Source organism: Pseudofrankia inefficax (assembly GCF_000166135.1).
GTDB lineage: Bacteria > Actinomycetota > Actinomycetes > Frankiales > Frankiaceae > Pseudofrankia > Pseudofrankia inefficax.
Genome location: NC_014666.1, coordinates 1,901,635 through 1,928,037, shown reverse-complemented (window position 1 = coordinate 1,928,037; position 26,403 = coordinate 1,901,635). Strand labels below are relative to the sequence as shown.

The 26,403-nt window shown below is 71.4% G+C and carries 22 protein-coding genes; 15 read left to right on the top strand and 7 right to left on the bottom strand.

The window, feature by feature from the left end:
* The 6 genes from FRAEUI1C_RS07730 to FRAEUI1C_RS38950 all read left to right on the top strand — a co-directional run bounded on the left by FRAEUI1C_RS07730 (window position 1) and on the right by FRAEUI1C_RS38950 (window position 9,046).
* Window positions 1–4,521, top strand: a complete 4,521-nt coding sequence (locus tag FRAEUI1C_RS07730) for a type I polyketide synthase (RefSeq protein ID WP_013422738.1) — start codon at window positions 1–3, stop codon at window positions 4,519–4,521.
* Window positions 4,518–4,826: an acyl carrier protein gene (locus FRAEUI1C_RS07725; protein ID WP_013422737.1), complete on the top strand. Its 309-nt coding sequence runs from the start codon at window positions 4,518–4,520 to the stop codon at window positions 4,824–4,826. Before FRAEUI1C_RS07730 ends, FRAEUI1C_RS07725 begins: the two co-directional genes overlap by 4 nt.
* A gap of 2 nt (window positions 4,827–4,828) precedes the next feature.
* Window positions 4,829–5,644, top strand: coding sequence for an alpha/beta fold hydrolase (locus tag FRAEUI1C_RS07720; RefSeq protein WP_013422736.1), 816 nt, complete (start codon window positions 4,829–4,831; stop codon window positions 5,642–5,644).
* Window positions 5,641–6,828 (top strand): glycosyltransferase, encoded by a 1,188-nt coding sequence (locus FRAEUI1C_RS07715; RefSeq protein WP_013422735.1) that lies wholly within the window; start codon window positions 5,641–5,643, stop codon window positions 6,826–6,828. The genes FRAEUI1C_RS07720 and FRAEUI1C_RS07715 overlap by 4 nt, the downstream gene beginning before the upstream one ends.
* Window positions 6,825–8,711, top strand: coding sequence for an ABC transporter ATP-binding protein (locus tag FRAEUI1C_RS07710; protein WP_013422734.1), 1,887 nt, complete (start codon window positions 6,825–6,827; stop codon window positions 8,709–8,711). Before FRAEUI1C_RS07715 ends, FRAEUI1C_RS07710 begins: the two co-directional genes overlap by 4 nt.
* Window positions 8,712–8,887: 176 nt before the next feature.
* Window positions 8,888–9,046, top strand: coding sequence for a hypothetical protein (locus FRAEUI1C_RS38950; RefSeq protein ID WP_013422733.1), 159 nt, complete (start codon window positions 8,888–8,890; stop codon window positions 9,044–9,046).
* Window positions 9,047–9,068: 22 nt separating this feature from the next.
* Here the strand turns inward: FRAEUI1C_RS38950 and FRAEUI1C_RS07705 are convergent, their stop codons facing one another.
* A complete protein-coding gene (locus FRAEUI1C_RS07705) occupies window positions 9,069–9,473 on the bottom strand; it encodes a winged helix-turn-helix transcriptional regulator (RefSeq protein WP_013422732.1) in 405 nt (134 codons plus the stop codon).
* Between the two features lie 672 nt (window positions 9,474–10,145).
* Here FRAEUI1C_RS07705 and FRAEUI1C_RS40115 point away from each other — a divergent pair.
* The 8 genes from FRAEUI1C_RS40115 to FRAEUI1C_RS37445 all read left to right on the top strand — a co-directional run bounded on the left by FRAEUI1C_RS40115 (window position 10,146) and on the right by FRAEUI1C_RS37445 (window position 18,722).
* Window positions 10,146–10,700 carry an alpha/beta hydrolase family protein gene (locus FRAEUI1C_RS40115; RefSeq protein WP_049806844.1) on the top strand — a complete coding sequence of 185 codons (555 nt, stop codon included), beginning with the start codon at window positions 10,146–10,148 and terminating at the stop codon, window positions 10,698–10,700.
* A 155-nt stretch (window positions 10,701–10,855) separates the two neighbouring features.
* Window positions 10,856–11,680, top strand: coding sequence for an SDR family NAD(P)-dependent oxidoreductase (locus FRAEUI1C_RS07695; protein ID WP_013422731.1), 825 nt, complete (start codon window positions 10,856–10,858; stop codon window positions 11,678–11,680).
* A 332-nt stretch (window positions 11,681–12,012) separates the two neighbouring features.
* Window positions 12,013–12,273, top strand: coding sequence for a hypothetical protein (locus tag FRAEUI1C_RS07690; protein WP_013422730.1), 261 nt, complete (start codon window positions 12,013–12,015; stop codon window positions 12,271–12,273).
* A 229-nt stretch (window positions 12,274–12,502) separates the two neighbouring features.
* Window positions 12,503–12,931 carry a hypothetical protein gene (locus tag FRAEUI1C_RS07685; protein ID WP_013422729.1) on the top strand — a complete coding sequence of 143 codons (429 nt, stop codon included), beginning with the start codon at window positions 12,503–12,505 and terminating at the stop codon, window positions 12,929–12,931.
* A 77-nt stretch (window positions 12,932–13,008) separates the two neighbouring features.
* Complete coding sequence (locus tag FRAEUI1C_RS07680; RefSeq protein WP_013422728.1) at window positions 13,009–14,568, top strand: zinc metalloprotease; 1,560 nt, start codon at window positions 13,009–13,011, stop codon at window positions 14,566–14,568.
* A 66-nt stretch (window positions 14,569–14,634) separates the two neighbouring features.
* Window positions 14,635–15,282: a TetR/AcrR family transcriptional regulator gene (locus FRAEUI1C_RS07675; RefSeq protein ID WP_013422727.1), complete on the top strand. Its 648-nt coding sequence runs from the start codon at window positions 14,635–14,637 to the stop codon at window positions 15,280–15,282.
* 179 nt (window positions 15,283–15,461) lie between these two features.
* A complete protein-coding gene (locus FRAEUI1C_RS07670) occupies window positions 15,462–16,913 on the top strand; it encodes a DHA2 family efflux MFS transporter permease subunit (RefSeq protein WP_013422726.1) in 1,452 nt (483 codons plus the stop codon).
* A 453-nt stretch (window positions 16,914–17,366) separates the two neighbouring features.
* Window positions 17,367–18,722 carry a toll/interleukin-1 receptor domain-containing protein gene (locus FRAEUI1C_RS37445; protein WP_013422725.1) on the top strand — a complete coding sequence of 452 codons (1,356 nt, stop codon included), beginning with the start codon at window positions 17,367–17,369 and terminating at the stop codon, window positions 18,720–18,722.
* A gap of 192 nt (window positions 18,723–18,914) precedes the next feature.
* Here FRAEUI1C_RS37445 and FRAEUI1C_RS39400 read toward each other — a convergent pair whose 3' ends face one another.
* The 3 genes from FRAEUI1C_RS39400 to FRAEUI1C_RS07655 all read right to left on the bottom strand — a co-directional run bounded on the left by FRAEUI1C_RS39400 (window position 18,915) and on the right by FRAEUI1C_RS07655 (window position 22,483).
* The gene (locus FRAEUI1C_RS39400) at window positions 18,915–19,415 is read right to left on the bottom strand and encodes a hypothetical protein (RefSeq protein ID WP_157734857.1); all 501 of its coding nucleotides are present in this window, start codon (window positions 19,413–19,415) and stop codon (window positions 18,915–18,917) included.
* 641 nt (window positions 19,416–20,056) lie between these two features.
* Complete coding sequence (locus FRAEUI1C_RS07660) at window positions 20,057–20,818, bottom strand: RNA polymerase sigma factor (protein ID WP_063747974.1); 762 nt, start codon at window positions 20,816–20,818, stop codon at window positions 20,057–20,059.
* Between the two features lie 330 nt (window positions 20,819–21,148).
* Entirely contained in the window at window positions 21,149–22,483 is a 1,335-nt protein-coding gene (locus FRAEUI1C_RS07655; RefSeq protein WP_013422722.1) for an ABC transporter substrate-binding protein, read from the bottom strand.
* Between the two features lie 376 nt (window positions 22,484–22,859).
* Here FRAEUI1C_RS07655 and FRAEUI1C_RS07650 point away from each other — a divergent pair, with 376 nt between their 5' ends.
* Window positions 22,860–23,363, top strand: a complete 504-nt coding sequence (locus FRAEUI1C_RS07650; protein ID WP_013422721.1) for a nitroreductase family deazaflavin-dependent oxidoreductase — start codon at window positions 22,860–22,862, stop codon at window positions 23,361–23,363.
* Window positions 23,364–23,387: 24 nt separating this feature from the next.
* Here the strand turns inward: FRAEUI1C_RS07650 and FRAEUI1C_RS07645 are convergent, their stop codons facing one another.
* The 3 genes from FRAEUI1C_RS07645 to FRAEUI1C_RS07635 all read right to left on the bottom strand — a co-directional run bounded on the left by FRAEUI1C_RS07645 (window position 23,388) and on the right by FRAEUI1C_RS07635 (window position 25,976).
* On the bottom strand, window positions 23,388–24,572 hold the full coding sequence (locus FRAEUI1C_RS07645) for an ABC transporter substrate-binding protein (protein WP_049806843.1): 1,185 nt from the start codon (window positions 24,570–24,572) through the stop codon (window positions 23,388–23,390).
* A 148-nt stretch (window positions 24,573–24,720) separates the two neighbouring features.
* Window positions 24,721–25,164, bottom strand: coding sequence for a MaoC/PaaZ C-terminal domain-containing protein (locus FRAEUI1C_RS07640; protein ID WP_013422719.1), 444 nt, complete (start codon window positions 25,162–25,164; stop codon window positions 24,721–24,723).
* Window positions 25,165–25,199: 35 nt separating this feature from the next.
* A complete protein-coding gene (locus FRAEUI1C_RS07635) occupies window positions 25,200–25,976 on the bottom strand; it encodes an SDR family NAD(P)-dependent oxidoreductase (protein ID WP_013422718.1) in 777 nt (258 codons plus the stop codon).
* Window positions 25,977–26,403: the final 427 nt, after the last annotated feature.

The window sequence follows — 26,403 nt, the reverse complement described above, 5'->3', positions numbered from 1 at the left end:
GTGACCCCCCACGCCACCGCCTCAGCGGGAGAACCGGACCGGCCGGCGGTCACCCCGGCCGCCGGCCCAGGCTGGCGGCCCGCTCCCGTCGCGATCGTCGGCATGGCGGTGCTCCTGCCCGGGGCACCCGACCTGGCGACGTACTGGCAGAACCTGATCAGCGGCTCCGACGCGATCACCGAGGTGCCGCCCGGCCGTTGGGACCCGGCGTTCTACGACCCGCGTGGCGCCTCGGGGCCCGCCCGCGCCGACCGGATCTACTGCCGGCGCGGTGGGTTCGTCGACGAGCTCGCCTGGATCGATCCGTTGCGTTTCGGTATCCCGCCGCGCGATGTGCCCAGCATCGAGCCCGACCAGCTGCTCGCGCTGCGCGTCGCGGCCGCCGCGATCGAGGACGCCGGGGGTGCGGCCGCGTTGGGAGACCCCCGCCGCGTCGGTGTCATCCTCGGCCGCGGCGGCTATCTCGGCCCGGGTCTGGCCCGTCTCGACCAGCGGCTTCGTACCGCCCGCCAGCTGGTCGAGACCCTTGGGACTCTGCTGCCCGGACTCGGCTCCGACGATCTTGAGAAGGTCAGGACCGCGTTCACCGACCAGCTCGGCCCCGAGGCGCCCGACGCGGCCATGGGGGTCGTGCCGAACCTGGCCGCTGCCCGGATCGCGGGGCGCCTCGACCTCGGCGGGCCCGCGTTCACCGTCGACGCGGCCTGCGCCTCCTCGCTGATCGCCATCGACAGCGCGGTGGCCGAGCTGTCCTCGGGCCGTTGTGAGGCGGTGCTGGCCGGCGGGGTGCACCACTGCCACGACATCACCCTGTGGAGCGTGTTCGCCCAGATCCGCGCTCTGTCGAAGTCGCAGCGCAGCCGGCCGTTCGACCGGAACGCCGACGGCCTGCTGATCGGCGAGGGCACCGGCGTCGTCGTCCTGAAACGGCTGGCGGACGCGCGGCGCGACGGGAACCGGATCTACGCGGTGATCCGCGGGACCGGGGTGTCCAGCGACGGGCGCGCGGGCGGGCTGGTCAGCCCGGACCCGGACGGCCAGCAGGCCGCGATCGAACGCGCCTGGCACGCCGCCGGACTCGACCCACGCGCGCCCGGCGCCGTCGGCCTGATCGAGGCCCACGGCACGGCGACGCCGTCCGGCGACACGGCCGAGCTGACGACCCTCGCCCGCGTCTTCGGCCCAGGCTCCGGCGACCCGGCCGACGTCGGCGCGCTCGGCTCGGTCAAGGCGATGATCGGCCACACGATGGCGGCCGCCGGCGTCGCGGGCCTGGTCAAGGCCGCCCTGGCGCTGCACAACCGGGTGCTGCTGCCCGCGGTCAACTGCGAGGACCCCCACCCCACGGTCGCCGAGACCCGGTTCCGGCCGCTGCCGGCCGCCGTCCCCTGGGAGTCCGACGGCCCGCGCCGGGCCGGCGTCAACGCGTTCGGCTTCGGCGGCACCAACGCCCACGTGCTGCTCCAGGAAGCCCCCCAGCCCACCGCGGCGACCCGTGCGGTACTCGCCCCCGCCAGGCTGGGAACGGCGCTCGGCGCACCGGCCGCGGTGGTGCCCGCCCCAGCCGAGCAACGGAGCGCACCGGTGGCGGCCGTCGCCGAGCCCGAGCTGGTGCTGCGGCTCGCGGCGTCGACCCCGGACGAGCTGGGCGTCCTGCTGGAGGTCGAGGACGCCACGCTGCGCGCGGCGGCGACCAGCCCGGCCGCGGACGCCGCCGTCGGCGCGCGCCTCGGCCTGGTCAACCCCACCGGACGACGGCTCGCCGCGGCCCGCCACGCCGTCGGCGGGATGCGCCTGGGCGCCTGGGAGGCGTGGCGAGGCCGCGGCGAGGTCTGGGCCAGCGCCCAGCCCCTGCTCGCCGGGCCGGCACCCGGACGCACCGCGTTCGTGTTCCCGGGGCTGGAGGCCGAGTTCTCCCCCCAGCTCGACGACGTCGCCCACCACTTCGGCATCACCCTGAGCGCCGACCTGTCCAACGCCGACCTCGGCCGCCACGGCACCAGCGTCCTGCTGGTCAGCCGCGTCCTGGACCGGGTCCTACGCCGGCTGCGCATCGAACCGGACGCACTCGCCGGCCACAGCATCGGCGAATGGAGCGCGATGTTCGCCGCCGGCATGTTCGACGACGACGCCGTCGACGCCGACATCTTCGCCGCCGACCCCTACGAGGGCGACGTCCCCGACGTCGAATACGCCTCGCTGGCCTGCTCGGCCGACCAGGCCAGGCAGCACCTGCGCGGCCACCCGGGCATCGTCCTGTCCCACGACAACGCCCCGGCGAGCACCGTCGTCGCCGGACCGCCCGCCGCGGTCGCCGACCTGGCCGCCGAACTGCGCCGCAAGAACATCGTCGTGCAGATCATGCCGTTCCGGTCCGGATTCCACACCCCGATGCTGCGGCCCCACCTCGCGGCGCTGCGGGCAAGGACCGACCGGCTCCAGCTACGCCGCCCCGCCCAGCTCCCACTGTGGTCGGCGACCACCGCCACGCCCTACCCGGCCGACCTGGCCGAGGTCCGCGAGCTGTTCGTCCGCCACCTCGTCGAACCGGTCCTCTTCCGCCAGACCATCCAGGCGATGTACGCCGCCGGCACCAGGGTGTTCATCCAGGTCGGGCCGGGCCGGCTCGGCGGGCTCGTCGACGGCGTGCTGGAGGACGCGCCCCACCTGACCATCGCGGCGAACTCGGCGCACCGCGACGGGCTCGGCCAGCTTCGCCGGCTGGCCGTCGCGCTCTGGGTCGAGAACGCCGACCCCGACTTCGCCGTGCTCGACGCGGCCGGTGTGTCTGGCGGCCGCCTTGATACCGGCCCCACGACGGCCGCGGAGCCCGCTCCTCGCCAGTCGCTCGTGCGGCTCGACCTGAGCGCGGCATCGATCGTCCTCGCGTCGGCGAGTCTTCCCCGTCTGGATCTGACCGACAGCGGACTTCGGACGCCCGGCGACGGTGCCTTCGAGCGTCCGGAGGCCGGGCACGGATCGAGCTGGCCGCTGTCCGGCGATCACCCGCTCGTCGCCACGGCCGCCCAGGACCCGCTGGCCCAGGAGCTCGTCGCGCTGCTGACCGAGACCGCCGACACGGCCGCCACCCTGCTGGCTCCGCCCGTCCGAGCCCACCGCTCCGAGCGGGGGCCGGCCACCGGGGCGACGACCACCGACGTGATCCACACCGTGGCGGCCTCCACGATGCCCACCCCCGACCAGGCGCCGCGGGTGGAGCCCGGCGGGACTGGCTGGACTGCCACGCTGCACGTCTCGACGGCGGCCATGCCATATCTGCTCGACCATGCCCTGACACCCCAGGCGCCGGACTGGCCGGACCTCGCCGATCGGCGGCCGGTGGTGGCCGCGACGACGACCGTCGCGCTGATGGCTGGCTACGCCCGAGCGGCGAGCGGCCGGGTCGCCGTCGGCGTCTACGACGTGCGTTTCGACCACTGGCTGACGGCGGAACCGGCGACCGACGTGGCCGTCGCCGTGCGGCCGGAGGGGCCGGACCGCTACCGCGTCACCTTCGCCGGCTACGCGAGCGGCCTGGTCCGGGTGGCGGACGCCTACCCCACCGAGCGCCCGCCGCGCTGGCCGGTCGACACCGACGCCGAGCAGCCGCCGGACATGACCGGCCGCGACCTGTACCGGGAACGGTGGATGTTCCACGGTCCCGCCTTCCAGGGCGTGACCAGCCTCCTCGGCCACGGGCCCACGCACGTCCGCGCGGTGCTCACTGCCTCCCGGACGCCAGGGGCGCTCCTCGACGCCGCCGGCCAGCTGCTCGGCTACTGGGTGCGGCTGCGCGAGACGGACCGCTACGTGATGTTCCCGGTGCGGATCGGCGGCATCGAGTTCCTCGGTCCCGACCCGGCGCCCGGTAGCCCGGTCACCTGCCACGCCTGGGTACGGCAGTGCGACGACGAGTGGGTCGAGGCGTACCTGCAGCTGGTCGAGGGCAACCAGGTCTGGGCCGTCGTCTACGGCTGGGTCAACCGCCGTTTCGACCTGCCCGCCCAGCTCGACGAGGCGTTCCGCTGGCCGGAGCGGCAGCCGTTCGCCGAGCGCCGCGCCGACGGCTGGATGGTGGCGACCGAGCGGTGGTCCGACCTCGCCGTCCGCGAGATGGTGCTCAGCCGCTACCTCGGCGCGGCGGAACGCGCACAGTACGACGCCACTCCCCCGACGCTGCGGCGTGAATGGCTGCTGCGGCGGATCGCCGTGAAGGACGCCGTCCGCGCCCAGCTCTGGGGGCCGCGCCGTCAGGCGATCTTCCCGGCCCAGCTGCGGGTGTCGGACCCCTTCGGCACCGCCTCCCGTCCGGACGGGGCACACCGACGCGACGTCACGGGCGCCGTGGCGGTCTCCGGTGCCCACGGCTACGCGCTGCCCCCGTTCGAGATCGAGGTCACGAGCCAGCCGGATCTCGCGGCGGCCATCGCGCGGCCGCTGGCCGCGCGAACCGATCCCGCCACGCCGGACAGCGCCAGCCACGACGAACACCATCTGGAATCGAGAGGAATCGAAGCATGACCGCAGACGACGACCAGACCAGCGCCGTCCTGACCGAGATCAACAGTCTCATCAACGAGATCGTCCAGAAGTACGGGTCACCGCCCGTCGACGTCACGATGGACACGCTGTTCCACAGTGAGCTGGAGCTGGAGAGCATCGACCTGGTCACCCTCGGCGTGATGCTCGCGGCGCGGTACGGGGACCAGGTGAGCATGGCGGAGTTCCTCTCCGACAAGGACCTCGCGGACGTCATCGGCCTGCGCGTCGGCCAGGTCGTCGACTACGTCGTGTCCCGCCTCGATGTCGCGACGGCCGTCGACTGAGCATGCCGACTCTTCATGTCAACGGTGCGGACATCCACTACCTGCACACGTCGGGCCGGCCGTCGGACGACCCGGCACCGACGCTCGTGTGCGTCCACGGTCTCGGGACCGACAGCCTCGCGAGCTTCTACCTGACCCTGGCCGCCCCGCTGGCCGCGGCCGGCGTCGACCTGCTGTTCTACGACCTGCGGGGCCACGGGAACAGCGCCCGACCCGCCAGCGGCTACCAGGTCGGCGATTTCGTGGCCGATCTCGACGGGCTGCTCGGCGCGCTCGACGTGCGGGCACCGGTGCACCTGATCGGGAACAGTTTCGGGGGCACGATCGCGTTCGGGTTCGCCGCCGCGTACCCCGAGCGGGTCGCCAGCCTGGTCTGCATCGAGTCCGAGCCGCCGACCGAGACGTGGGCCGCGCGGGTGGGTGAGGTGTTGGCCAACACCAAGCGGGAGCTGTCCACCGACGAGGCGTACCAGTGGATCGCGGTGCGGTTCGGTGACCACCACGCCCGGCTGTCCCGGCAGGCCTACCGGCGGCTGGAGGCGACCTCGATGGTCGAGGAGATCCCGACCGGGCCGATGCTCGACCTGACCGACCTCAGCCAGATCACCGTCCCGGTGCTGAGCATCATCGGCAGCGACGGGTTCCAGGCCGACGACCCGTATCTCCTGGAGAGCCTGCTGCCGGACTGCCGGACCGTCGTGATCCCCGACCAGGACCACTCGGTACTCGTCGAGGCCCATCGGCAGGTACGGGAGCTGCTGCTCGACTGGATCTTCTCGCACCACACCGTCCCGGTGGCGCCCGGAGGGCAGGCATGAGCAGCTTCCTGCTCGTCGTCCCGCCGCTGGTCGGGCACATCACGCCGCTGGTCGCGGTGGCCGACGAGCTGGCGGCCCGTGGCCACCGCGTCGCCTGGTCGGGTGAACCGTCACTGGTCCGCGCGCTCGCCGGACCGGAGGCCGAGGTGCACCCCGCCCTCGGCCCGCCGCTGGGCGCCGACCAGGGCCTCGGCCTGCGGGGCTACGCCGCCGCCCGGTTTCTCTGGGAGGACTTCCTCGTCCCGCTCGCCGAGGCCACCCACGAGTCGGTCGCCGACGCGGCCAAACGCGTCGACGCCGACCTCCTGGTCTGCGACATGCAGGCGCTGGCTGGACCTCTCGCCGGCGCCCGGCTGGGGATTCCGTGGGTGACCTCGGCCAGCACGTCGGGCTCGCTGCGGGATCCGTTCACCGCGACGCCCCAGGTCCGGCGCTGGCTGGACGACCTGTTCGCCGGCCTGATCGCGCGGTGCTGCCCGCGGCCCGCCGTGGCGCTGACGCCCGCGACCCTCGAACGCTCCCCGTTGCTGGTTCTGGCCTTCACCACGGAGGCTCTCGCCGGGCCGGCGGAGCCGTCCGGGGCGCCGACCGCCTGGGTGGGCCCCGCGCTGCGCCAGCCGGGCGCCGGGCCGGACGACCAGTTCCCGTGGGCCTGGCTGGATCCGGCGGCGGCCCTCGTCGTCGTGAGCCTGGGCACCGTCAACGCTCCCGTCGGCGCGCGGTTCCTGCGGGCCTGCGTCGACGCGCTGGGTCAGCTGCGCGGCGCGCAGGCAGCGATCGCCGACCCGTCGGGAGCGCTGACGGCGGTCCCGGACAACGTGCTCGTCCGACCGCGCCTGCCGATGCTTCCGCTCCTGTCGCACGCGGCCGCCGTCGTGTGCCACGCCGGGCACAACACGGTGTGCGAGGCGCTCGCGCACGACGTGCCGCTGGTCGTCGCGCCGATCCGCGACGACCAGCCGATCGTCGCCCAGCAGGTGGTCGACGCGGGCGCGGGCATCCGGCTGCATTTCGGCCGGGCGACGGCCGACCTCGTCGCCGCCGCGGTCGTCGACGTCCTGGGCCGGGCCCGCTACCGCAAGGCCGCCGAAGCCGTCGGCGCCTCGCTGCGAACCGCGGGCGGTGCGGGCGCCGCCGCGGACCACGTGGAGGCAGTCGTCAGGGAAGCCGGCCGGCGCCGGTGAGCGCGAGCGAGCTCGCCGGTCCCGCCCCCCGGCACCGGCCACACAACCGGCTGCGGCTGATCCTCTGGTACACCGCAGGCTTCCGGGCCAGGCTCGCGCTGGGCAGTGTGCTGACGCTCGCGGGCACCGCCCTGTCGCTGTCGCAGCCGATCGTCGCGCAGCGCATCCTCAACCGCCTCGCCCGACACCAGCCGACCGGCGGGCTGCTCCTGCTCCTGGCCGGGGCCGTCGTGCTCGGGACCGCGGTCGGGGGCGTCGGCTACTTCTTCGTCGAGTCGGTCGGCGAGTCCCTCGTCCGCACCGTGCGACGGCTGCTGGTGACCCGCATCCTGCGCATGCGCCCCGCGGCCGCCGACAGGATCCCACCCGCGGACCTGCTGTCCCGGCTCGTCGCCGACACGACCCTGCTGCGCCAGGTGACGACCCAGGCGATGGTCGCCTCCGTCACCGCCATGCTCGCCCTTCTGGGTTCCCTCGTCCTGATGGGCCTGATCGACTACGTGCTGCTCGCGGTCACGCTGGGCGCTGTCGTGACGATGAGTGTCTCGGTGCGCTGGGCCGCCGCCAGAATCGGGGCGGCCACCGGCAAGGCGCAGGAAGCCGTCGCCTACCTGGCCATGCTGCTCGACCGCGACCTCGGGGCCTTCCAGACCGTCAAGGCGGCCGGCGCCGAGGCCCACGAGATCGGCCTGCTGACCGACGCCGCCGACACCGCGTGGCGGCGCGGCCTGCGGGTCGCCGGCTGGCAGGCGGCCAGCGGAGCATCCGCCGGCCTCCTGATGCAGACCTCGTTCCTCGCCGTACTCGGCGTCGGCGGCGCGCGCGTCGCCGCGGGACGGCTGCCGCTCGCCGACCTGATCGCCTATCTGCTGTACATGTTCTTCCTGACCCAACCCGTCACCACGCTGGTCAGCGCCTGGGGCCAGCTCAAGGTCGGCGGCGCAGCGGCCGAACGCATCCAGGACGTGCTGCGACTGCCCGTCGAACCCGAGCCGGCGACCGTCGGCCCGGTGGACGGTCGGGCCATCGCCGCCCTGGCGGCCAGGGCTAGAACCCGGTTCGGCGACCGCGGTCACGGGCCCTTCCCAACCGGCGCGAACGGGGCTGACCGTCCACGCGCCGACCCACGCCGGGCCGGTCTCTGCGCCGCCGTGGCCTTCGAACACGTCGTGTTCGGCTACCGGCCGGACCTCCCGCTGGTGCACCAGGGCGTGACGTTCACCGTGCCGCCGGGCGGCACGACCGCCGTCGTCGGACCGTCCGGTGCCGGCAAGTCGAGCCTGTTCGCCCTGCTCGAACGGTTCCACGAGGTCACCTCGGGCCGGGTCCTCCTCGACGGCCGGGACGTCCGTGACTGGCCGCTCGCCGAGCTGCGCCGGGCGATCGGCTACGTCGAACAGGACTCTCCCGTGCTCGCCGGCACCCTGCGCGACAACCTCACGCTCGGCCTGTCCGGGGTCGCTGACGAGCGGCTCTGGGAGGTCGTGGCCCTCGCCCGGCTGGAGGACCTGGTCCAGACCCTGCCGGGCGGGCTCGACGGCTGGATCGGCCATCGTGGCGGCACCCTGTCCGGTGGCCAGCGCCAGCGCATCGCGATCGGCCGGGCGTTCCTGCGTCGGCCGCGGCTGCTCCTGCTCGACGAGGCGACCTCCGCGCTGGACGCGGTCAACGAGGCCGCGCTGCGCACCACCTTGGAGGCGGCGGCCAGGACCACCACGGTGATGGTCGTCGCCCACCGGTTGTCGACGGTCGTCAACGCCCGTCAGATCGTCGTCCTGGAGGCGGGCCGGGTGCGGGCCGTCGGCACCCACAGCGAGCTGCTCGACGCCGACCCCACCTATCGCGAGCTCGCGACCAACCAGCTCCTCGCCGCCAGCCCCTGACGGCGTGAGCCGCGACGCCGGCGTCTGCTCTTCCAGGTGGCGCCGAAACGGCTGGCATGTCATCGCCGTCTCGCGGGAAGAGTCCGGGGGCCTGTGTCGGATCGGGGCGGAGGCGTTCGTAGTAGGGGTGAGAGGCCGCCCACGAGGGGCGCCGCGCGACACGGGAGTGATCCGAGATGCAGTACCTGGTTTCCGTGATCTTTGACGACACCGTCCTGGCCTCGCCGGACGAGGAGGCCGCGATCGACGTGTTCAACGCGCGGCTCGTCGCCGACGGCCACTGGGTCTTCGCCGGTAGCCTCGGCGGGCCGGACACCGCCAGACGGCTCCCCTGAGCCAGCAGGCGGCCCGTGGCGGTCACCGGCGAGGCGGCGGCACCCCGACGCGCTCGTCGAACGCGGCGCGGGCGTCGTTCACCTCGTCGATGTGGGTGTAGGCCCAGTTCCGTAGCTCGGCGATGCGCGAGGACAGGCCGCGGCCGAGTGGGGTCAGGCAGTAGTCGACCCGGGGTGGGATGACCGCGTGGACGGTGCGTTCGACCAGGCCGTCGCGTTCGAGGCCGCGGACGGTCTGGGTGAGCATCTTCTGGCTGATGCCCTCGACGGCTCGGCGCAGTTCCTGGAACCGCAGCGTGCCGCCCTCCAGCGCGTAGAGCACCAGCAGGCTCCACCTGTCGCCGATGCGGTCGACGATCTGCCGGGTCGGGCAGGCGGCGGCGAGGACGTCGTAACGCCCGTCGGCCGAGGCGGCGGCCGAGACCATCGGTCTCCTCATTGGTTTCGAAAAGGTTCCTACGGCACCATTTGCTGCCTACTTTCGGCAAGAGCCTAGCTGCGCCAGTCTCGAAGAACCCACCTCCGAGGAGAGCGCCACACATGTCCTGGTTCGTCGATGACGCGGACGTCGCCACGATCGCGGCGGTCTGCCGGTCCCGAGCGATCGGGGCCGGCGTCGACCCGTTCCGCTATGACAGCCTCACCGCCGGTCTCGCCACGCTGCGGGACTGGCTGCCCGCCTTCGTCGAGGCCGCCGAGCAGGACGCCGGAACCGCCGAGGCCGCCGAGCGGGCCGGGCGCACCGTCACCGCCCGCCAGGCGTGGCGGGCGGCGGCAGCGTCGGCCCACCTCGCGAACACGCTGCCCAACCCCGACCTGAAGGCGGCCGTCGCCGCGGACCGGCAGGCGGTCGACGCGCTACGCCGTTACGCCGCGTTGTGGGGAACGGTGCACGACCTGGCGCCGGGACCGGGCAAGCCACGGTTCGAAGGCGAGCTGCGCCTACCGGCAGGCACTGTCACCGGCCTACCGGGAGGCACTGCCGAGGGCCTGCCGGCAGGCACTGCCGACGCCCCGCCGCCGGTGGCCGTCATCGTCCCGGGACTCGACTCCGGGCGGGCCGAGTTCCTCGACCTCGCCGACGCGCTGCTCGACCGCGGTGTCGCCGTCGCCGCGATCGACGGGCCCGGCCAGGGCGCGCTCGCCCGAGCCGCCCGAGCCGGCCTACCAGCAGGTCACCAGCGCGGTGATCGACTGCCTGACCGCCGGCGGAGCGGTCGATCCCGACCGGGTCGTGCTCATCGGTCTCAGTCTCGGCGGGTTGTACGCGATGCGGTCCGCGGCCGCCGATCGCCGCATTCGCGCGGTCGCGACGGTCAGCGGGCCGTACCCGATGCCGACCTGGGACACGCTGCCCCCGTTCGCCGTCGACACCCTGACGATCCGCTGCGGCGGCGCGGACCACGCGCGGGACGTGATCGCCGCGCTCGCGCAGCCAGGCCTGCTCGCCGCCGTCCACCAGGCCCTGCTCGTCGTCAGCGGTGGCGCGGACGAGCTCCCGCCACCGGCCCAGGCCCGGCACATCGCCGCCACCGCGCCCGCCGGAGAGCTGCTGCTCGTTCCGGGTGGCGACCACCTCCTGGGCAACACCCGCTGGCAGTGGCTGGACCGCACCGCCGACTGGCTGGCCGAACAGGCCAGAACCGGGCGATGACGGGGCCGCGCCGGCGGGGCCGCGGTGCGCGAGGTCCCGGCCGACTCTAGTTTCCAGGACGGGCCGTTCTATAAAGTTCTAGGACAGGCTCTTCTGTAACCTCAGCACGGGCCCAGCCCGGCGGAGATCCAGATCCTGCGAGACGAGGAGTACAGGTGGCTACAGGAACGGCGATCACCTACGGGCCGTGGGGTGTCGTGGCCGGCGGGTCCGACGGCGTCGGGGCCGCGTTCGCCCACGAGCTGGCTTCCCGGGGACTGAACGTGGTGCTGGTGGCGCGGCGAGTCCCCGTACTGACGGCGTTCGCCGAGGAGATCCGCGCGAAGCACGGCGTCGAGGTGCGCACCCTCGCGCTCGACCTCAGCGCCCCGGGCGCGCTGGCGGAGCTCGCGGACGCGACGGCCGACCTCGAGGTGGGCCTCTTCGTCTACAACGCCGGCGGCGACGACTTCAGCACCCCCTTTCTCGACAAGGACCTCGCCACCCACCTCGCCCTGGTCCATCGCAACTGCGACAGCGTGCTCGAAGCGGCCTACCGCTTCGGCGGGCCGATGGTGGCCCGCGGGCGCGGTGGCGTGGTGCTCGTGACCTCGGGCGCGGCCTGGGCGGGTGGCGCCACGCTCGCCACCTACGGCGCCACCAAGGCCTTCGACCTCATCCTCGCCGAGGCACTGTGGGCGGAATGGCGCTCCAGCGGGGTCGACGTCCTGGGCCTCGTGCTCGGCAAGACCGACACCCCGTCGATGCGCCGGGTCTTCGACGCCAAGGGCGAGCCCTACGGCGAGACGGCCGATCCCGCCGACGTCGCCCGCGAGGCGATCGACCACCTCGCCGACGGGCCCACCTGGATCTTCGGCAGCCCCGCCCCGACCGGCGGCTCCCCGTTCGGCGCGCTGCCCCGCCGCGACGCCGTGCTCGCGATGAGCCGGGGCTTCTCCGTCAGCCGCGCGGACGATCCGGCCGGCCCCACCGGCACCTGACGGCCAGACCGGACGAGCCCGGGCCAATAACCGAGAATCTCCACCGGTCACCACCGTCCACCTGACCCGGCCGTGGGCCGAAACACCCACGGGACCGGCAATATGGCGACGTTCAACATCGCATTGCGGTCGGTCGTGGGCGGGCCTAGGGTGCAGAAGTGCCGGCTGGCTGCTGCGGGTAGCAAAGCCCGGTCTGTTACGGAGCGCACGTGGTGGAGCCCGCGCCACCGCGCCGACGTACGTGCGTCACAAACCGTCGCGTGCAATCGGGCGGAACCCGCGGCGCTTCATCGCGGGTTCCGCCCGGGGACAGAACGAGGGATGGTGGGGTAATGGATCTGACGAAGACCAGCCACTCGGGAATGGATTTCGCCGAGCTGGCTGCCGAGTATGTCGAGCTGCTGCCCGAACGCATTACGTTGATGTTGTTCCAGAACGGACAGTCCGTGGGTACCGGTAACAACTCCCCGGTCAACTCGCCGGGCAGCAACAACGTCGTCACCGGTAACAGCTCGATGGTGCAGACGGTCGGCAACTACGGAGCGTTCATCAACTCCATCGCCAGCGGCGACACCTTCCTCAACCAGTGGTGACGGCGGCACAGGCGGTTGCGCCTGTGCACGCTGGCACCCTTCACCCGAGCCGTCTCTCCTTCGGCCGTCGGCCGGCGGAATTCATCGCGCCCTGCGGCGCATTGAATGATCCTGATCCTCTTTCTCACGGCGACGACACGCCCGCGAAAATGTTTTGAGTCGCTTCCCGGTGCGACTAGCGTCTCCGCTCAAGGGTATTCCTGGAGGCACTGTACGGGGGAGACGGAAGATGAGTGACGCGGGCGTGAATCGGTCGGGCGATCAGGTGGAGCTGTCCGAGGAGCGCGCGGAGCTTCTTCCCGATCGGACCACCCTCGCCGCGATCGGGACCAACAGATACGGGTTCACCCCCACCAACGCCGTGGTCGACTCACCCACGTCGAGCAACTTCCCCATCAGTTCGCCCGCGTCGAACAACGCGGTCGTCAACTCCGTTTCACAGCCGCAGGTGTCCGGCGGCTTCATGCCGGTCGTCATCACGTTCATGCCGACTTTCAACTTCATCGTCCAGGGTTCGAGCCCGGAGAGCCTCGGCGTCGGGCACCACGCCGGCGACGGCCTTGCCGACGGCACCGCCGGCAAGGATGTCCCCGCCGCCGGCTCGTCCGCGGACGGCGGCCAGTGGATGGATTTTCTCCGCCGATGGTTCGGCATGTGAGTTTTTCCTAGCCGCACAGGCCCCGGACCCGGACGCGGCCGGCCGGGTAGATCACCCAGGCGCCGAGAGGACGTTCGATGACCGAGCCCGCGTGCCCGCGGACGCCGGCCCGCCAGGCTCCCGGTCCCACCCGGCAGTCGCAGGTCGCCCTGGTGCCCGGCCAGAAGCAGCACGACGCGTCGGTCGGCGCCGGCCCGGGACCCGCCGGGTCGAGCGGGGTCGAGCTGCCCGCCCGGCCGACCCGCGCCGACGGTCTTGCCCTGCTCGGCGAGTTCGCGGGATCGGGCCTCGCCCGTCCGGTCTTCCTGGCGCGCCGCGCCGACGGTCAGGTGGTGGCGCTCACCGAGCTGCTCGCGCGCGTTCTCGAAGCGGCGGACGGCAGCCGCGACGTCGCCGCGATCGCCGAGCACGCCGGGGAGCGCTGCGCCCGCCAGGTGAGCGGCGCCGACATCGCGTACCTGCTGGCCCACCGGCTCATGCCCCTCGGCCTGATCGCCGCCCCGACCGGTGTCACCCCCACACCGCGGGCGAGGTCGCTCCTGCAGCTCGGCGGCCGGCGGACCCTGCTGCCCGCGCCGGCCGTGTACCGGCTCAGCGGCGTGTTCGCTGTGCTGTTCCGTCCGGCGGCCATGGCGATACTGCTGGGCGGCCTGCTGGCCGGTGATCTCTGGCTGTTCGGTCGGCACAGCACGCGTGACAGCGCCGCCGCGGTGCTGGCCACGCCGTGGATGATCCTGGCGCTGGTTGGCGTGACGCTCGTCAGCGCGCTGTTTCACGAATGCGGCCACGCGGCGGCCTGCCGCTACGGCGGCGCGCGGCCCGGCGTGATCGGGGTCGGCATGTACCTCGTCTGGCCGGCCTTCTTCACCGACGTCACCGACTCCTACCGGTTGCGCCGCTGGGGACGGCTGCGCACCGACCTCGGGGGCATCTACTTCAACGGGATCTTCGCGCTGCTCGTGGTGGGGGCGTTCGCGGTCACCCGGGCCGAGGTGCTCGTGACGGCCGCGGTCCTCGTCCACCTGGACGCGTTCCGGCAGCTCGCGCCCTTCGTCCGGCTCGACGGCTACTACATCGTCAGCGACCTCGTCGGCGTGCCCGACCTGTTCGACCGGATGGGCCCAGCCGTGCGGTCGGCTCTGCGGGCGGCGGCGCTCGCTGTCCCGTTCCGGCGGCGAGCCCGGCAATCCGCCGGACCAACGCAGGATCCGCGGATGGCCGGTCTGACCAGACGCGCCCAGCTCATGGTCACCGCCTGGGCGCTGTGCGCCGCCCCGGTGATTTTCGTGAACCTCGTCATGCTGGTGATCTACGCGCCCTTCGTGGTGCCCCGGACAGCCTCGGCGGTGCGCGGCGAGTTCGGCCAGGCGAGCCGGGCGCTGGCCAGCGGAGACCTGATCAGCGCGCTCGCCGGGGCCGTCAGCACGCTGTTGGTCGCGATGCCGGCGGCCGGGATGCTCTACCTGCTCCTCCGGCTCGGCCGGCGGGTGGTGGGAGTCGCGGTGGCGCTCCTGAGCAGGCTGCGGCCGGCCGGTGGCGGCCCGATACCCGACGATGACCTTGGCACCGGAGCCACCGAGGCCGTCGGAGCCGCCAGTGGCGTCGGGGCCGCCAATGCCGCGCTGCCCCGCGAGTAGCCCGACCCGCGCGACTCGGCGAACGGCGAGCTTGACGAGGAAGTGATTGGCCACTACCTTCGAGCCATGGCTGCGGCAGGAACGAGACAGACGGCGGACGAGCGTCGCGTGTCCGTGCTCGCGGCGGCCATCTCCGAGTTCGCCCGAGGCGGGCTGGAGGGCACGTCGACCGAGACGATCGCCGCGGCGGTCGGGATCTCCCAGCCTTACCTGTTCCGCCTGTTCGGCTCGAAGAAGGGCCTGTTCCTGGCCGCGGTGAAGGAGACCTTCGCCCGGACGGTAGCGGCCTTCGAGAGCGCGGCGGGAGAGCTGTCCGGCGAGGAGGCGCTGACCGCCATGGCCAACGCCTACAACGGTCTGCTCGCCGAGCCCAGCTACCTCCTGATGCAGATGCAGGCCTACGCGGCCTGCGCAGACCTGGACATCCGGGCCGCGACCCGGCGGGGGTTCCGCGATCTGTGGTACACCGTCGAGCGCCTGGCCGGGGTGGACCCGGACGTCCTACGCGCGTTCTTCGCCATGGGGATGCTCTGCAACGTCACGGCCGCCATGGACCTGCCCGCCGTGGACGAGCGCTGGGCCCAGCTGATCTGCCCTACCGACGAGAACAGCTCGGGCATCAAGGCGAGCAAGGAGGCCATCGCGCGCGGCTTCGGCGGCGACCCGGCCGCCGGACCTGATCGCGATGCCGATGGTGACGCCGACGACGGCTGAGGATCTTTTTTTGCCCCAACAAGGAAGTGGCCAGTCACTACTTTCGTAGTGTTCGGCTGGCCGACGGCTCGTGCCGACCGGTTACAGGTCGCTCCGGTTTGACGGAGGGTCCTGCGGTCGCACGGCCAGTTTTTTGCCCATGCAAGGAAGTGGTCAGTCACTACCTCGGAAGGACTCAGATGACCACCGACCGGAGCCGACTCACCTGGACCATCATCATCACGTGCATCGCCGCGTTCATGACCTCCCTGGACAACCTGGTGGTCACGATGGCGCTGCCGTCGATCCGGGAACACCTGCACGCCAGCCTGGCCGGGCTGGAATGGACCGTGAACGCGTACACCCTGAGCTTCGCCGTCCTGCTGCTGCCCGCCGCGGCGCTGGGTGACCGGCTCGGTCGGCGCCGCGTCTTCGCCGCCGGCCTGGCCATCTTCACCGTGGCCAGTGCCGCCGCCGCCCTGGCCCCGGACGTCGGCTTCCTCATCGCCGCCCGGGCCGTGCAGGGCGTGGGCGGGGCGATCGTGCTGCCGCTGTCGATGACCCTGCTGTCGGCCGCGGTTCCCGCCGAACGCCGCGGGGCCGCCCTGGGTATCTGGGGCGGCGTGTCCGGCCTGGCCATCGCCCTCGGCCCGCTCGTCGGCGGAGCCATCACCCAGGGCGCCGCCTGGCAGTGGATCTTCTGGCTGAACGTCCCGCTCGGCCTCGCCGCGATCCCGCTGGCGTTCGCCCGGCTCACCGAGAGCCGCGAGGCCTCCAGCCGCCTCGACACCCCCGGCACCGTCCTGGTCAGCCTCGGGTTGTTCGGCGTCGTGCTCGGCCTCGTCCGCGGTCAGGACCACGGCTGGACCAGCGCCGGCGTGCTCGGCGCGATCGCCGCCGGCGCGGTCGGGCTGGCGGCCTTCGTCGCCTGGGAGATCCGGTCCGAGCGATCCGGCGGGCGCCCGATGCTGCCGGTGAGCCTGTTCCGCCGCCGCGGGTTCGCCGCCGTCAACGCCGTCTCGGTCTTCTTCTCCTTCGGGATGTTCGGCTCGATCTTCCTGCTCTCCCAGTACCTGCAGAACGTCATGGGCTACTCGCCGCTCGGTGCCGGGCTGCGCACCCTGCCCTGGACGGTCATGCCGCTGCTCGTGGCCCCGATCGCCGGCCCGCTGTCCGACCGGATCGGCGGGCGGCCACTCATGATCACCGGGCTGACTCTGATGACCGGCGGTCTGCTGTGGATGCGGGCGGTCCTCGCCCCCGACACGACGTTCCTGACGCTGGTGCCCTCCTTCATCATCGCCGGGATCGGGATGGCCCTGTTCTTCATCCCCGTCGCCAACGTGGTCATGGGCTCGGTACCTCCCGAGTACGAGGGGGTGGCGTCCGGAACCAACAACGCCGTCCGTGAGGCCGGCGGGGTGTTCGGCATCGCGGTCCTCGCCTCGGTCTTCGCCGCGGCCGGCGGCTACACCAACGCCGTCGACTTCACCCACGGACTGCGCACCGCCCTCATCGTCGGCGCGGCCGTGACCGCCGCCGGAGCGCTCGGCTCCCTGCTCGTCCCCCGCCGCCGGCCGGCCACCGAGCCCGTCGACGCCCACGCCCCCGAATCAGCCCTCCGCCTGGGCCTGGAGCCCGCCAACTCCTGACCGTTCCCCCGGATTCAGCCTCGCCCGCCGTCATGACATGTGACGGCGGGCGAGGCTGTCTGGCGGACATTCCATCTGCTGCCTGGGCACGGGCCGCGCGATGAACTCATTCTGGCTCGGCCAGCGCCGACTGGCCGGCGCGGCGACGTCGCGGGGACCGAAGGCCTGAAGCGGGCAAAGCATCAGTCCCCCATTCCGTTCGGGCAGATCACCCACGGTCTGAGCTATTTCGACTCCGCCGGGCACCCACGCCTGACTGGGGCAAGCAGAGCAGCGCCATCGCCTCGCGCGATACCCCGAGACCTTGCTGTGCCTCGTCTCAGCTCTCATACCGATTCACCGTGCCTTGGCACTAACCAGCCTGCGCAGAATTTGCGTCCCTTCGAGCGCTAGGGTGGTCACCGTTCGTGTGGGGTAGGATACCGGGCGGCCGGCCGCAGGCCGGTTCGTTCGGTGCCCGCGGCAGAGCCGGAGCGCGAGGCCGTCGACGAGGAGGTGGCCGAGGGCGTGGCGCCCGAGTCACGGTGGCATTTCTTCGTTTCCTACACCGGGCGCGACCAAGCGTGGGCCGAGTGGGTCGCCTGGCAGCTGGAGACCGCAGGTTACCGGGTTCTTATTCAAGTCTGGGATTTCGTGCCGGGCTCGCACTGGCAGACGCAGATGGAAGAAGGAATCCTCGGCGCCGAGCGCACTGTAGCAATCTTGTCGGATGCGTATCTCACGTCGGTATACGGCCGGGCGGAGTGGCAGGCCGTATACCGTGCCGACCCTCAGGGATTCGCCCGAAGACTCATTCCTATCCGCGTCGAGGACTGCGCCCGCCCAGGCCTGCTCGGCGAGGTGGTCTCCTTGGACCTGTTCAACCACCACGCTGACGCCGCCCGCAGCCACCTCCTCGACATGATCGCCTACGCCATTGTGGGACGCGCCAAACCGTCGTCCGCACCGAACTTTCCGGGCCACACTCCGCCGCCGCCGGAACTAGTCGCTCCCCGACAGATCCCGCCCGGAGAGTCTCCAACTTTCCCCGGATTGACGACCGCTACCAACGATGCCCCTTCCACGAGCGAGACCGCCGAAGCACCTGCGCGCGGTGGCGACTCACCCATGCCGACGCAGACGAGTTCCGAGCGCTCTGCCAGGCCGCGCCCCCGCCCAGGCTGGATCGTGTTTGCCTGCGTCGCTGTGGCTCTCGTCGGCGCCGCGCCGTTCATCGTGCCCCGGGCGATTACGCTCGTTGCCGGGTCAACTGGGCGCACATCGCTAACCCCGACCCCGAGGACATTTTTGACATCGCCCAGCGGTGTCCCCGCGACCTATACGTCCGCTCAGGTGGAGTCCACGGTGGGCCGGGGCACACAGCCGACCACATTGCCACCTCAGCAAAGGACACACCCCGCCACGTCGTCTTCCCGACCCCCTTCGGTCTACAACGACCCGGCAGTCACCGACGTCTCACAGCCCTTCCCGGCCGACCAACGGAGAACTCTCGCTCGCCTCGCCTACGACCTCAGGGGCCTCGGCTGTTCCGTCCCCAACCCCGAACCGCCGACGAGCAAATGCGTCGTATCAGCAAACAGCAGCATAAATAACGCGACGATGTACACCTTCACGAACAATACAGAACTCAATGACTTCATGGTCGGCGAAAGCCACCGCCTGCAACGAGATGGGAACACGCTCATCCACCTGATCAGCAACCCGCACGGCATCTGGGCAATTGAGACCGACGGGCTGGTCGGCAACCAGCTCTACGACGTCCTCAACGTGAACGATCCAGCCGCCGGTGCCGCATGGGCCTACCCGTAGCAGGCTGAAACCACCCGCAGCAAGCGGCGCAACCCGACACAGAACCCAGGTCCAGGTCTGCGAACTAGAACAAAACGGCGCCCTCACCGGACAAAAGGGGGATGATCTGGCGACCGCGCTTTCGACAACCGGCGCCGTCGGCACAGTCGAGCGACTGTGACGACGGCGCCGATTTCTGGGTCCGGATGGGCTTCAGGAATGGTCATGGCGGGGGACGGTCTGGCCGATGGAGCCGACCCAGCCGCTCGCCAGTACAACCTCTCGGGCGTCGAAGGTGCAGGGATTGTTGACCTTCCCGTTCTCGTCCTGGCCGAGGTAATGATGGCTTTCCGGGGTGAAGTAGACCCGGTTGAACGTGCCAGGGTTCTCCGGGTCCGGCACGCTGACGCTGACCGCGGGCCGGCCGATCAGGTCGCGGTCGTGCTCGTTGGTCGTGGCGGTCTCGAGCGACCTCACGATGGTGAACAGTGCCGCCTGGACGGCGGGACTCACCGGGAGCCGCAGCAGGTCCGTCGCGGCGGTGTAGACGGTGCGGTCCGCGACGGGCTGAGGCCAGTCATCGACGATCATCGGGCCGAGTACGGCGGGATCCGCCGGCAGCGTGGCGAACTGCGCGATCGTGTACCACGTGCCGCCGACTCGATAGGTCAGCGGCGACCTGTCGAGGTCGACGTCGTACTTGCTGCCATACATCGCCCAGATGGGCCCCTGCCAGTCTGACCGCAAGGGCGGTATCTGGCCGGGATGCTCCGTGCTCCACCAGGTCGTCGCGAAGGTTTCGGTGTACCAGAACGGCCCCTTCACACTGGCCGCGGAGCTCGGTGGGAGCTTGACCCGTTGGGGGGCCGGCTCAGTCCAGCAGGCCGGCCGCGTGGGTGCGCCCGTGGCGGCCGGGACCAGGGTGGTCGCGTGATCGCCGTGACGTGTCGTCACCATGCCAACCGGCACCGCCACCGCGATGGCGACACCGACGGCGATGGCGGCGATCGCGACCGCGCGGGGCCTGCGGCCGCGGCGACCGACACGACCGTGAAGGCCACCGGCGTGGGCAGCCGGCCCGACCGGAGCCGCCGCGGTCGCCGAAGCCGAGAGATCGCCAGTCGAGGGGCTCATGGTCCTCGCCGACCTGTCCGCCGCTGCGGGTGCCGGAGCGACGGCCGCGAGCCGAGTAGCGGCCTCGGCGGTGGGCACGGCCGAGGCGTCCGGTGAGCCGGCCGCGGCGTCCTCGATCAGGCGGTCCAGCAGGCCACGAGCCCGGTGGACGGTCTGTGCCGAGGGCTCGCCTGCCTCCGCGCGGAACAGGCGAACCGCGCTCATCTCAGCTGTCATCTCGTTCACGGCCTGTCCTCCGGTCCGTCTCCCGCTTCCGTCTGTCTTTCGGAGGAGCCCTCCGTGTTTCCCGGTCGCACCGTGTTTCCCGGTCGCACTGTGTTTCCCGGTCGCACCGTGTTTCCCGGTCGCACCGCCGCAAGCCGCGGCCTCAACTGCGCCCGGGCGCGGTGCAGCCGTGACCGGACCGTCCCGACGGGCAGGCCGAGAGCGCGGGCGACGTCGGTGTAGCTGAGGTCGGTCCAGGCGATGAGCAGAAGCACATCCCGGTCACCGGGCGTCATCGCGCTCAGCGCGGCGGCGATGGCCGGGGCGGCCGCGGCCGAGTCGACCCGCAGGTCGGCCCGGCCGAAGGCGTCCGCCGCGGCCGGGTCGACGGCCGGGTCCGCGCCATGGCGCGTATAGGCGGCGAGCATGCGTCGCTCCGCGCGCTGATGGGTGCGCAGCAGGTTGTGCGCGATTCCGAAGAGCCAGGGCAAAGCGTCGGGAAAGCCGAGGTCATAGACCGCGCGGCTCGCGAACGCGGTGGTGAACGTCTCCGCGGCCACATCCTCGGCGACGTTGTGGCCGGCCCGCCGCGCCACGTATCGGTAGATCGCGGAATAGTGACGATCGAAGATAGCGCCGAATCTCCTCGGATCGGTCCGCGAGGCCGCGATGATCTCCGCGTCGCAGTCCGCGGCACCACCCGGCCAACCGGCCCGGGCGGTCGCGGGCGGCGGCTGCGCGGCCGGGTCACCGTGCCTGGCCGACGGCGGCCCGATCACGCCCCTACGGTCCTGCGCGCCGGCCGGAGCCGCGCGGTGGACGGCGGTTTCGGAACGCCCGGCGTCCGTCCACCAGGACGGCGCGAGTGCCGCCGGTCTCCGCATGGACGTCATCTGTCTCTCACCGTTCGCCGTCCCTCTCAGGGGTCAGGACGCTCCCGCCGCGGCGGGGCGCGCGTCGTCACCGGTGCTCATGACGTCTTTGGCCGCGCGACACCGAACGGTTCACGGTGGGGGTGCCAGAAGCTGTCGCCTCCCGGACAGTCGGCGCGATCAGGACCACGGCCCGGCCGCGGGGATACCCCCGCGGCCGGGTGCGTTCCGCGGTTGTCAGGTGAGCGGGTGGCCGCACCACTGGTCGCGGTTGGTGGGGTCACGGACGAGGTCGTAGCCGGTGCCGGCGGCGTTGACGCGCATGAAGGTGTAGCAGGTGGCGAGCTGACCGAAGCCCTTTGACAGATCGACGGGGCTCGGCAGCAGGCCCCCACCGTCGTAGGTGCTGGCCCGCAGCCTGTCGATGAACTGGGCCCGAGTCGGGCAGGTCCCGGCCTTGTCGAGACCGTAGAGAAACAGGTCGGTGAGGATGTAGGTGACCAGCGCCAGTTCCTGGGCGGGCGGCTGGACCTCGGGCGCGAAGCTGCTCATCGCCCGCAGGAATACCTGGTGGGCGGGGCCGCCGAGCTCGAACGGCACGTAGCTGATGGCGGCGGTCAGCCCGCTGAGCGTCGGGCCGTACGTCTCCAGCAGCGAGCGGTCGTAACCGCTGGGCGCGAGCAGGACCTTCACCGGCGCGCCGGCCGCCCGGATACCGCGGACGACCTCGGCCAGGTCCTTTCCGTCGAAGGCGGCCGTCACGACGTCCACTCCGGCCCTGTGCAGTTGCTGGCCCAGCTGTACGGGGTCGGTGAGGGTCGGGTTGTAGACGAAACGGTCAGGCACGGTCGGGATTCCGGCCGCGGTCAGACTCGCGCCGATCTTGGCTCCGATGGCGTTCGCGGCCGGGGAGACGTCGTTCTGGATGACCGCCGCCCGGGTACCTCCCTGGGCTTTCGCGAAGGCACCGAAGGTCGACACCGGCGGCCCGTCGTTGACCACGTAGGAGTAGGCGAACATGTTGCGGTAGCTGGGGTCCGCCCAGAACGCCTCGGCCGGGATCCCGGTGACCGGGATACCGTGATCGCGCAGGTAGGCGGCTCCCTCGGCGGCGCTGATCGACGCCTCGACGAGGCCGAAGACCTTCTGGTTCTCGACGAGGTCACGCACGACCTCGAGGTTCTGGCTGGACACGCTGGCGTCGTCCCGCCAGACGTACACCAGCTTGCGGCCATGAATTCCGCCCGCCGCGTTCGCCTGCTCGATCCGGGCGACGAACCCGCTTCTGGCGGCGGCCAGCGCGGCCGCGCCGACACCACTGTCGGGATAGGCGAACCCGAGCCTGATCGTGTCCCCGACGAATCCGGGTGTGTCACAGCCGGCGACCGATCCAGCAGGCGTACTGCCGCTCGACGCCGTACAGCCGGCCGCCAGCGCCGTGGCAAGGACGGTGAGGAGCGCCGCGCGCCGCACCGCCCGGCCGCGGGACCGCGGACCGCTCAGGTTCAGGGACAGGCGCGCGGTGGATCGGGCGCGAGGGTTCGGGCCTTTGACGTTGGCGCGAGGAGCCACGTGGTTCTCCGTGTCGGGTTGCTCAGGGATTCGGCAGGGCGCGGGGAAAGCCCGCATGCGAGGTCACGGTCGGCGGCCGTTCGGGAGCCGCACTCCTGGCCGGCAGGCCGTGACGGCCTCGACGAGGCACACCTCGGGGCGGCTTTTAATCCCTGACCAATTAACAACGTTGACGTCAACATCGACATACGCGAACCCTAGCGGGCCGACCTGGACAGGCCGACGACGGGATGAACCTCGCCGGCCCGGAGCCGACCGACCCGCGCGCCCGGACGAGCGCGAACATGGTCGACTCTGGGACCATCACAGAAGTGGTACTGGCCCGACGCCGCGCGGCGGCGGCACGGCACAAGCGATCCGGAAGGCGCGTCCAGCCATGGGACGGTTCTCTCTGCCGCAGGAGCGACCTGGCGGCCTCGACTCCCCCGCGACCGCGCGAGTCATCAAGTACATGGCGAAGGCCCAGGTGCGGGTCTTCGCTCTGACGAACGGGCGCGTGGGCAGCAGCTGGCGGGTGGGGGCCGGTTTCAGAAGACCGGTGCCGACTTTGCTGCTGGAGCACGTCGGCCGCACATCAGGGCGACGGTTCACCACACCGTTGCTCTACCTGGACGACGCCCCCAACCTCGTCGTGGTCGCCTCCCAGGGCGGCCTGCCGAAGAACCCGCAGTGGTACGCCAACCTGCTTGCCCACCCCGACACCCTGGTGCACCTGCGCAAGCAGCGCGGGCGGCCCGTGCACGCCCGCGTCGCCACCCCCGACGAGCGGGCGTCGTTGTGGCCCCGTCTCGTCGAGCTCTACGCCGACTTCGCGAAGTACGCCGCGTGGACCGAACGCGAGATTCCCGTCGTCATCCTGGAACCGCGGGACGGCACGTGAGAACGCCAGCTGCGCCGCCTACCGTTATTGGATCGGTTTGCCGCAGGGGTCGGCGACCGGGACCGGCTCGAACCGCTTGCCGTCCGCGCTGACCTTGACGAAGGCATAGCAGGTGGGCAGCGTGCGGGCCTTCGAGATGTCCACGGGGGCGGGGAGCAGGCCGCCGCCGTCGAAGCTGCGCAGGCTGTTCAGGCCCGTCGCCAGCGACTCACGGCTCGGGCACTGCCCCGCGGCCTGGACGCCGTCGAGGAACAGGTCGGCGGCCAGCCAGCCCCACAGGGCGGATTCCTGGGTCGGGACCTGGACCTCGGGCGCGTAGTCCGACATGGCGGTGAGGAAGACCTGCTGCGCCTGGGTCTTGTCCTCGAAGGGGCGTGACGCCATGTAGATGGTGGCGCCGGCCATCGCTGGGCCGAGCTTCTGCAGCAGCGCCTGGTCGTAGCCCAGCGGGAGCAGCGCGACCTTGAGATCGACGCCTATGGCGCGCAGCGCGGGCGCCAGGCTCGCGAGCGAGTCCGGGAGGACGACACCGGCGAGCGTGTCGACGTGCGCGTCCTTGATGCGGTTCGCGATCGCCGCGTAGCTGGCGGTCCCGGGAGCGATCTCGACGTTGAGCGGGGTGGCGACACCCGCCTTGTTGAGACTGACGGCGAGTTGCTGGACGGAGCCCTGGCTGCCCTGGTCTCCCGCGAGGTCCACCATCGCGGCACGAGTACCGCCCTGGGCGTGGACGTACTGGCCGAAGACGGTCGACGGCGTGGTGTTCACGAAGAGCCAGGAGGACATGTTGTCGTGGGTGAGCCAGACCGAGTCACTGCCCATCCCGACGACGGGCAGGTGCAGCTTCGCAAGGTAGTCGGCTGAACCGGCATCCGTGGCGTTAGGGCCTTCGATAAGCCCGAGAATGCCGCCATTGGCGACGAGATCTTCGGCCTGGGTGCGGTTTGTCCCCGTTTCGCCCTGGTCGTCGCGCCACGTGTATGTGATCTTTCGGCCGTTGACGCCGCCGTTCGCGTTGGCCAGTCCGAACCGCGCGTCGATACCCGCGCGGAATGCGGGCAGACTCGTTCCGGCCGGTCCCGAGTCGGAGTACAAGAGGCCCGCGTTGACCGCTCCCGCGGTGACGCCTGGTGTGGCGGCGCAGGACTGCCGTCCGCCCGCGCCCGCGTCGGCCGAGGCGCAGGCGGTCAGCGCGACCGCGCAGCTCACGCCGGTCGCCGCCGCGGCCGACCGTAAGAGGAAGCGACGTAATCGAGGTGTCACTGGATTTGGCTCCGATGTTGATCGTTCTCGCGCCCTCAGGCGCCGGCGATAGGGTCTGGTCGTACCTCGGCGAGTATTCCAGGGAAACAGGCGATCAAGATACTGCATCTACCCGACTGGGCAGCAAGACGACCGCTCGGCCGGGAGAGGTCCCCACTCCGTCCTGGTTGACCACGTTGACGTCGAGGGTCACCAGGTTCTCCCCGTTCTCCTGTTTCTTTTCGGCCACGACGCCGACTGTGGTGAGGACGTCGTTCTTGTGGTTGACGGCGCGGAACTGCAGAGTGAGCTCACGGACTTCCGCCTCGTCACCTATCCAGGCTCGCAGCGCATTGAGCACGTAGGCCCACCGCAGATTACCCATACCGAAAGCAGCGCCCTGCCCGGCAGCCTTTCCCGCCTCGTCATCCATGTGGATGTAGTAGAACTCCTCGTTGACGGCCGCGAACCGGTTCCAGTTCATGAAGTCCGTCCTGCGCTGGAAGGCCGGGATCTCCTGGCCGACCTCGACGTCCTCGAAGTAGACGTTGTACGCCATCTCATCGGTCCTTTTCAGGTCGCGGTCGGGTTCGGTCAGCCGCCGGCGGTCCAGCCGCCGTCGACGACGATGGTGGATCCGGTTACGTACGAGGCATCGTCGGAGGCGAGGAATGCCGCGACCGCGGCGACCTCGTCCGGATGGCCCGGCCGGTCGAGGGCTGACTTCGACGCCGCCTTCGCCACCAGCTCCGGGAAACGCTCCTCGCCCATCAGTGTCATTCCGGTCGGGTAGATGAAGCCGGGGCACAGCGCGTTGACCCGGACCTTCGCGGTGCCCCACTCGCGGGCCGCGGACCGCGTCATGGCGAGAATTCCCGCTTTGGAGGCGCCGTAGGCACCCGTATGGGGAGAGGAAACGATCGCGCCGACCGAAGACCAGTTGATGACCGACCCGCCACCGCTGGCGACCATGGCCGGGATCGCGTACTTCATGCCGAGGAAGACGCTTTTCAGGTTGATTGACATCAGCTTGTCGAAATCATCGGGGTCGATGTCGGGGATCGCGGCCTGCGCGAGTCCGGCCACGCCGACCACGTTGCACAGCACGTCCAGGCGGCCGAACCGCTCGACCGACTCCGCCACCAGGTTCGCCACGTCGGGCGCGCTGGTGACGTCGGCGCGCAACGGGGTGATCTTGTCGCTTTCGGCGGCGGTGTCCTGCTCGGCGCCACTGACATCGGCCGCCACGACGAGCGCGCCCTCGCGGGCGAGCCGCAGGGCGGCGGCCCGGCCCTGTCCTATGCCCGCTCCCGTGACGATCGCGACCTTGCCCTCAAGTCGACCCTCAAGACGGCCCTCACGATGTGCCACGGGTTCTCCTCAGTCTTGCGACAGAACGGCTGGCTGCAAGCGGACGGCGACGCGGACCAGACGTCGCGACCGTCGCCGCGCGGCCCGCGGGCCTGACCGGCCGAGGCGATGTTGGGCGATCGCCCGGCGCGCAACAATGTAGTGAACACTCGCTCAGATGACCAGGCTCCGACGTGCTGGGCGTACGCCCATCACCGCGGCTGGTCCTGCGGGTCGACCTGCACAGACGCGACGAGGCCCCCGCGGGGGCAGCCGCCGGACGCACCCGCCAGCACCAGGCCAGCCGGCCGGTCTCAAGATCCGTGATAGCGTCGATCGAGCGACCAGCTCTGATGCGGCGGCGAGCACCGATGCTTCTGATGTTCTGATGCTTCTGATGTTCTGATGCTCCGGAACGCGCACTAGTCTTCGATAAGGATCCTCCGCT

Excerpts from the sequence above, each read along its gene's own strand:
- FRAEUI1C_RS07640 (WP_013422719.1), bottom strand. The coding sequence starts at position 25,164 with ATGGCGTACAACGTCTACTTCGAGGACGTCGAGGTCGGCCAGGAGATC.
- FRAEUI1C_RS07685 (WP_013422729.1), top strand. The coding sequence starts at position 12,503 with ATGAGTGACGCGGGCGTGAATCGGTCGGGCGATCAGGTGGAGCTGTCC.
- FRAEUI1C_RS07680 (WP_013422728.1), top strand. The coding sequence starts at position 13,009 with ATGACCGAGCCCGCGTGCCCGCGGACGCCGGCCCGCCAGGCTCCCGGT.
- FRAEUI1C_RS07690 (WP_013422730.1), top strand. The coding sequence starts at position 12,013 with ATGGATCTGACGAAGACCAGCCACTCGGGAATGGATTTCGCCGAGCTG.
- FRAEUI1C_RS07715 (WP_013422735.1), top strand. The coding sequence starts at position 5,641 with ATGAGCAGCTTCCTGCTCGTCGTCCCGCCGCTGGTCGGGCACATCACG.
- FRAEUI1C_RS07725 (WP_013422737.1), top strand. The coding sequence starts at position 4,518 with ATGACCGCAGACGACGACCAGACCAGCGCCGTCCTGACCGAGATCAAC.
- FRAEUI1C_RS39400 (WP_157734857.1), bottom strand. The coding sequence starts at position 19,415 with ATGTATGGCAGCAAGTACGACGTCGACCTCGACAGGTCGCCGCTGACC.
- FRAEUI1C_RS07720 (WP_013422736.1), top strand. The coding sequence starts at position 4,829 with ATGCCGACTCTTCATGTCAACGGTGCGGACATCCACTACCTGCACACG.
- FRAEUI1C_RS07670 (WP_013422726.1), top strand. The coding sequence starts at position 15,462 with ATGACCACCGACCGGAGCCGACTCACCTGGACCATCATCATCACGTGC.
- FRAEUI1C_RS07705 (WP_013422732.1), bottom strand. The coding sequence starts at position 9,473 with ATGGTCTCGGCCGCCGCCTCGGCCGACGGGCGTTACGACGTCCTCGCC.
- FRAEUI1C_RS38950 (WP_013422733.1), top strand. The coding sequence starts at position 8,888 with ATGCAGTACCTGGTTTCCGTGATCTTTGACGACACCGTCCTGGCCTCG.
- FRAEUI1C_RS07675 (WP_013422727.1), top strand. The coding sequence starts at position 14,635 with ATGGCTGCGGCAGGAACGAGACAGACGGCGGACGAGCGTCGCGTGTCC.
- FRAEUI1C_RS07650 (WP_013422721.1), top strand. The coding sequence starts at position 22,860 with ATGGGACGGTTCTCTCTGCCGCAGGAGCGACCTGGCGGCCTCGACTCC.